The sequence below is a fragment of the Methylophaga sp. UBA1464 genome, assembly GCF_002325665.1.
Classification (GTDB): Bacteria; Pseudomonadota; Gammaproteobacteria; order Nitrosococcales; family Methylophagaceae; genus Methylophaga.
In genome coordinates this window covers 27,439-34,093 of sequence record NZ_DCSO01000045.1, presented here as the reverse complement: position 1 = coordinate 34,093, position 6,655 = coordinate 27,439, and the positions used below count along the sequence as shown (strand labels likewise).

The window sequence follows — 6,655 nt, the reverse complement described above, 5'->3', positions numbered from 1 at the left end:
GCTTGCCGAACAGCACTTAAGCGATGAGCAATGATGATGGTGGTGCGGTTTTTCAGGTAATCCGCCAAGGCGATATGCAGATGATGCTCGGTATTGCTGTCCAGCGCTGAAGTAGCCTCATCGAGCACCACCACACTGGGATTCATTAGTGCCATTCTGGCTACGGCAAGGCGTTGCCGTTGGCCGCCCGAGAGCTTAACGCCGGAACGGCCAACCAAGGTATCCAGACCTTTCGGCATGGCCTGAATAACATCCTCAATCTGCGCGGTTTTTATCGCCTGCCAGATCGCTTCATCAGGATAATCGCGTCCCAGTGTAATGTTTTCCCGCACCGAGTCATTAAACAGGGCAGGATGTTGTAAAACGGTGGCCACATGCTCGCGCACGCCTTCCAGTCCTATTTCGCTGACCGGCACTTCATTGAAATACACCATGCCTTTATCGGCTGGATACAGACCCAGCAATACATTGACTAAAGTTGATTTACCGGCACCGCTGGCCCCCACCAGAGCCACTTTTTCACCGGCTTTGATATCCAGCGAAACTCCGCTGAGCACCGGATTATTTTCGTCATAACTAAAATGCAGATTTTCAATGCGGATACTGCTGGCCTGGCCTTCGATAAACGGATTGGTTTTGGCCGGATAAACCACTTCCTGTTTTAACGAAAACAATTTGTTCAGACGAGAAACCGCGGCACCGGCAGCATAGAATGCATATTGGATATTCAACACTTCCTGCACTGGTCCCATCATGAACCACAGGTAGCCAAACACCGCAAACATCTGACCGATACTCAGATCGGAAAACACCACCATCCACATGCTTACCGCGCGAAATATATCAAACCCAAACAGAAAAATAACAAAAGAAATACGATTGGCTGCATCGCTTTTCCAGGCATAGTCAGTGGCATGCGTGCGTATTCCACGAGCCCGGTCAATAACTCGCAGAAAATAATGTTTTTCACGATTGGCCGCACGGATCTGCTGAATGGCATCAAGTGTTTCGGTCAGGCTCTGTTGAAATACCTCGACTGCGGTATTTTCATTTTTTTTCAGGTGTTTAACATGTTTACCCACTCGCATGGTGAAATAAATTACCAGGGGATTCATAAACAGAATCAACAAAGCCAGTTGCCAGTGCAGAAACAGCAGTATTACTGCAGTACCGATAATGCTCAGCACTGCTACGATAAACCTACTAATGGTATTACCGATAAAGTTATCAATGACCTCAATATCGGTGACAAAATGAGAGGATATGCCACCACTGCCACGGGTTTCATATTCACTGATGGCGATTCTTCCCAGCCGTTTGATCAGCTGACGGCGAATTCGAAAGGTAATGCGTTTGGCAATGATGGTGAAATAGCGTGATTGCAACACGTTTAAAACCAATGAGGCCAAACGTAATACCAGCGTCAGGATCAACATGGCGCTGATGAAAAGAATAGGACCATGCCAGTGTTCAGGGGTAAACGAGGAAATAAATGCTACGGCGGCACCAGGCTGATTAAGCAGGACTTCATCCACCATTATCGGTAGCAGTAACGGCACAGGAACCGCACACAGAGTGGCAAACAGCGCGATCAGGTTGGCTTTTATCAGATGCTTTTTATAACTCAACGCCTGTTTGAGTATGCCTTTAAGCTGATAGCTGGTTTCTGTGCTCATGGATGTTAGTCAATTCAGTTAGGGTCTATAGGCAGCAATTTAACAGTGACTTTACCCTCCTCAGACCAATATCTGCTGGCCCTCGCTGTTAAAAAACAGCTCCGGTTGATAACCCCATATTTTCATTACTGTTTCAGGTTGAAGCACCTGCGGTGGTGATCCCTGGGCGACGAGTTCACCCTGTTGTAAAAGCCACACTTTGTCAGCATAACGACTCGCTTGGTTCAAATCATGCAAAATACTGATCACCGCAAAGCCATTTTCCTGACAAAGCGATTTTACCAAATTCAATAACTGATGTTGCTGTCCAAGATCCTGTGCTGATGTTGGTTCATCCAGTAATAACAATGGTGCCCGTTCTGCCTGTGACAGTTGTAATAATACTCTGGCCAATTGTACCCGTTGTCGTTCACCGCCCGACAGGCTGGTATAAAGCCTGTCAGAAAATTGCCAGGTATCGGTTGCCCGCATCCACTTTTGCACGGTGTGATTAATAGCATGACGATTCAGGTTGAGTGGTGTGGCACCTATGGCAACCACCTCCTGCGCTTTGAATGGAAACGATAACTGGCTGGCCTGAGGCAAAACGCCCAGATGTCGAGCCAATACGTGTCTCGGCCACTGTGGTAACGGTTTATTATGTAGACGTATCTGTCCGGTACTTGCGGGCCACTCACCACAGATGGTTTTAATTAAACTGGATTTACCTGCACCATTAGGACCTAACACCGCAATTAACTCGCCGGAAATCAAACTGGCTGCGGGCAAATTCAGAATTTGGCGGTGTTCCTGTTGAACAAGCAGATTTTCGATAGTGAGCATAGGCAGGCTTATAAGGTACTGAGTCGTTTACGTTGCTGGATCAGCAAAAATGCAAAGAATGGCGCACCGATTAATGCGGTCACCAAACCTACTGGTAATTCCGCCGGAGCCAGCAACACTCTGGCACCAATATCTGCCATCAGTAATAAAACCGCTCCTGTCAGCGCGGATAATGGCAGCAATAAACGGTGATCCGGGCCCATGGTCATACGCACCAGATGGGGCACCACCAGACTGATAAAGCCGATAATGCCGGTGGCTGAAACGGCAATGCCAATGCCGATTGCGGTGACCACAATCAATTGCAGTTTTAATTTCTCGACATTGATGCCCAGATGGCGGGCTTCGGCTTCGCCCAGCAGAAAGGCATTTAATGCTGGTGCCTGAGTTTGGTAAAACAATAAAAGGCAAAGGCAGGTCATTGCGGACAGCCAGATAGATGTATTGTTTGCGCCGTTCAGCGTACCCATACCCCATAAGGTCAGCTCGCGTAACGCCATATCATTGGCGATATAGGTCATAAAACCAATGATTGCCCCGCTAAAAGCCGCTATGGCAACGCCAGCCAGCAACAGAATCAATACCGAAGTCTCCCCATTTTGAGATTGCGCCAGCCGATACACCAGTAAGGTGGTTATCAAACCGCCCAGAAATGCCGCTACAGGTGTTGTCAGATAGCTGAGCGAAGCCGGTAACAATACGATGGCAATGGCCGCGCCAAGTCCTGCGCCAGAAGAGACGCCAATAATGCCGGGATCAGCTAATGGGTTACGGAATAGTCCCTGGGTGACAGCACCACAAAGGGCTAATAACGCACCGATAAAGATAGCGAGTAAAGTTCGTGGCCAGCGTAACTCCCAGATAATGGCGGTTTGAAAGGCATTTAACTGACTCAGTTCACTGCCGAAAAACTTATCTAGTATGCTCAATAAGCTTTGTTTTGCAGGCAAGGTCATTGGACCCAGCATGATCGATAACAACACCGTTACCAGCAATAACATGACCATCATCAGCCAGATGCTTCGGCGCCAGCCATGCAAGCTGGCAGGTAAATATTTGGCATAACTCATCGTGCTGAGGAATAAATAATGGCTGCCAGCTGATCGGCCTGTTTTACCGCAGTTATGCTCAGTCCTGCGATTAACTTACTGGCATCAATACTGATAATGCGCCTGGTTTGGCCGGCAGCAGTATTTTTCAGCAAAGGATAGCGAGACAACAGCTGCTCCGTTTCCGGTGCGCGATTACTGCGGTTTCCAACCAGAATGACATCGGGATTCATTGCCAGAACAGATTCCAGCGACACTGACTGATAACCATTAAATTCGCTGATATTTTGACCATCAAGCACATTGATGAGGGCATGACCAACCGTGTCACGTCCAGCCTGTGATAATCCCCGATCATTCAAATCCAGCAGAAACACCATTTTTAAATTTGATCCATTGAGATGATCGGTGATCGCGGTTTCCATTCGCTGAATATCGACGATTAATTGCTGACCGGTTTTTTCGCGATCCAGTGCTTTGGCTAAGTACTGAATATTACTGCGAAGGTCCGCAATGGTTTGCGGACTGTTGAGCTGGATAAAGTTAATCTGTGCATTTTGAATGGCTTTTACAGTGGGAGCAGGCCCTGTATGGTCGCTGCCCACAATCAGATCCGGTTGTAAGGATAAAATCGCTTCGGCCGACAACGCACGGTGATAGCCGAGTTGTTTAACATGATGACTTTTGAGTAATGGCTCACTGGTGATATCGGTGGCGATAATGTTGGAGCCAACCCCCAAGGCCAGCAAAATTTCTGTGGCATTGCTATCAACACTGATGATTTTTTTATCGGCATGAACCGGCTCAGCCATCGTAATTTGAGCCGTTAACAGTAATAAAACGCCGTAAAATAGTTTTCTCATATTAAGACGAGAAAATGTAGATTGAGACATGAATAGCTCCAAGCAGGGTAAATCAGTTTCGGGCTCGTTATTGAAGAACGCCATGAGCAAATGCAGAAGTTTAACCACAAATAAATAATTTGTTAAGTTAAATCTAAATGATAATCGTTATTATTTGCATGTTGTGTGAGGTGTGATAATTTTCCCAGCCGATGCAGTAACTCTCATCTGCAAATCAACTTTTTGAACGTTAAGGCGATCTTTACTGAGGAAAAAATGAACACACAATGTAAAACCCTCCCTACCCTGATTCAGTCTGTGCTTTTGCTTAGTCCGCTATTGGTGTCAACCAGTCACGCCCAAACGCCTTTGCAAATGGAAGAAATCAAGATCACTGCAACACGTAATGCAGAACAGCAAGACTTGCAGAGTCGCAATATCACGGTCATTGATAAAGCTGAATTGGATCAGGTTCAGGCGACTTCTGTGCCACAGACGGTAGCTCATCTGCCCAATGTCACGCTGAGTGGTGGGCCAAGGGAAGATGTTCAGAATGTGAATATCCGTGGTTTGGGAGATAACCAGGTATTACAGCTGGTGGATGGGGTCCGACAAAACTTTATGTCAGGTCACCGACCAACCTATTTTCTGGATCCGGAATTAATCAAAAATGTCGAAGTAGTGAAAGGACCGAGCAGCGCGTTGTGGGGGTCAGGTGCCCTGGGCGGCGTAATTTCACAAAACACCATTCATGCGGCTGATTTGCTGGGAACCAGTGATTTTGGCGGTTTTATCAAGCAGGGTTATCACAGCAACAGTGATAAATGGTTGACCACCTCAGCACTGGCTGGACGAGGTGATAATCTCGACTGGCTGGTTTCTGGTTTTTATCGTGATGGTAATGACCTGGAACTGGGCAATGGGAAGAATCTCGAGGGTTCTGCATCACGTGATAAAGGTTTGATGGCGAAAGTAGACTGGTTTATTGATGATGCACAAACCGCGACATTTAATCTGCGAACTTCCGAGGTGAATGGCGAGATTCCTTCGAATGGAGCAGCCAATGTGGGATCCTCTAATTTTATGATTCACCGCGAAAATCAGACTGATCATGCTGCAGTGGATTATCGTCTGAATCCAGACAGTAACTGGCTTAATGCCCAGCTGATGCTGTACTGGAACAATACCGAAATGCAGGAATATCGCTTATCAGATCGACGTGCTGATCGGACTGAGATCGAAACGCTTGGCTTAAATCTGAATAACCGAACTGAGCTGGGTGACATTAGTTTTATCTATGGTGTGGATGGCTATCAGGATAAGTTAACTAGTAGCCGTGCTGGGTTAAATCGTCCTACACCGCCAAATGCCACAACCGAAGTTTGGGGAGCATTTACCGAAGTTCATATTCCGTTTGCCGAAGCTTGGCGACTAGAACTTGGCAGTCGTTATGATTATTTCAGCACTGAAGCAAAAAATTTAAATAATGATCGTAGTGATAAAGCGTTTTCACCTTCAGTCGCTTTAGTGTGGCAAACCACAGATAAGTTGAATCTGACCTTACGTTATGATGAAGCTTTCAGGGCACCAACTGCTGAAGAGCTTTATACAACCGGAACACATTTTTGTATTACTTCCACTGCCTGTAATACCTTTATTCCCAATGCTGATCTGAAACCAGAAGAATCTCAAAATATTGAATTCATTGCTGACTTTAATACGCAGAATGTTTTTACTCAACAAGATCGCTTTGGCATCAATGGGGCATTGTTTTATAACAATATTGATAATTTTATTGAGCAAACAGTTGATAACCCTGTTTTCTCAGCTTTACCTTTTCCACCTTTTTTCAGTGTAGATGCTGGTCATACCACTTATAACAACGTTGATGAGGCTCGTTTAAAAGGCTTTGAGCTAACATTTAACTATGGTCTAAATGATTTTAATGCTGCATTGTCGTACGGACAGACCCGTGGTGAAGATAAACAGACTGGTGAGAAACTGAGCGGTATCCCAGCAGATAAATGGGTATTGGATCTGAGTCAGCGCTTTATCAATCGCAGTGTTAAAACAGGTCTAAGAGTCAGTCATGTTGAAACTCAGAACCGAACTCCCTCCGGAGATAGCCGTGATTATGATCGCTATACTCTGGCCGATATTTATGCGACATGGGAACCAGTTACCATGCCCAACCTAAAACTTGATCTCAGCGTGAATAATCTGACCGATCAATATTACCGTGTGGCCTTTCAGGAGCTTTATATGC

At 46.1% G+C, this 6,655-nt stretch carries 5 protein-coding genes; 1 reads left to right on the top strand and 4 read right to left on the bottom strand.

Annotated features, from left to right (window positions below; genetic code table 11):
* From B3O33_RS04820 to B3O33_RS04805, 4 genes are all read right to left on the bottom strand, one after another.
* Nucleotides 1-1,676: ABC transporter ATP-binding protein (locus B3O33_RS04820; RefSeq protein WP_292363100.1), on the bottom strand; the 1,676-nt coding region annotated here is incomplete at its 3' end.
* Between the two features lie 60 nt (nt 1,677-1,736).
* On the bottom strand, nt 1,737-2,498 hold the full coding sequence (locus tag B3O33_RS04815; RefSeq protein WP_292361211.1) for a heme ABC transporter ATP-binding protein: 762 nt from the start codon (nt 2,496-2,498) through the stop codon (nt 1,737-1,739).
* 8 nt (nt 2,499-2,506) lie between these two features.
* On the bottom strand, nt 2,507-3,568 hold the full coding sequence (locus B3O33_RS04810; RefSeq protein ID WP_292361210.1) for a FecCD family ABC transporter permease: 1,062 nt from the start codon (nt 3,566-3,568) through the stop codon (nt 2,507-2,509).
* A complete protein-coding gene (locus B3O33_RS04805; RefSeq protein WP_292361209.1) occupies nt 3,565-4,440 on the bottom strand; it encodes a heme/hemin ABC transporter substrate-binding protein in 876 nt (291 codons plus the stop codon). Before B3O33_RS04805 ends, B3O33_RS04810 begins: the two co-directional genes overlap by 4 nt.
* Nucleotides 4,441-4,665: 225 nt before the next feature.
* Here B3O33_RS04805 and B3O33_RS04800 point away from each other — a divergent pair.
* The coding region (locus B3O33_RS04800) for a TonB-dependent hemoglobin/transferrin/lactoferrin family receptor (protein ID WP_292363098.1) at nt 4,666-6,655 on the top strand (1,990 nt) is incomplete at its 3' end.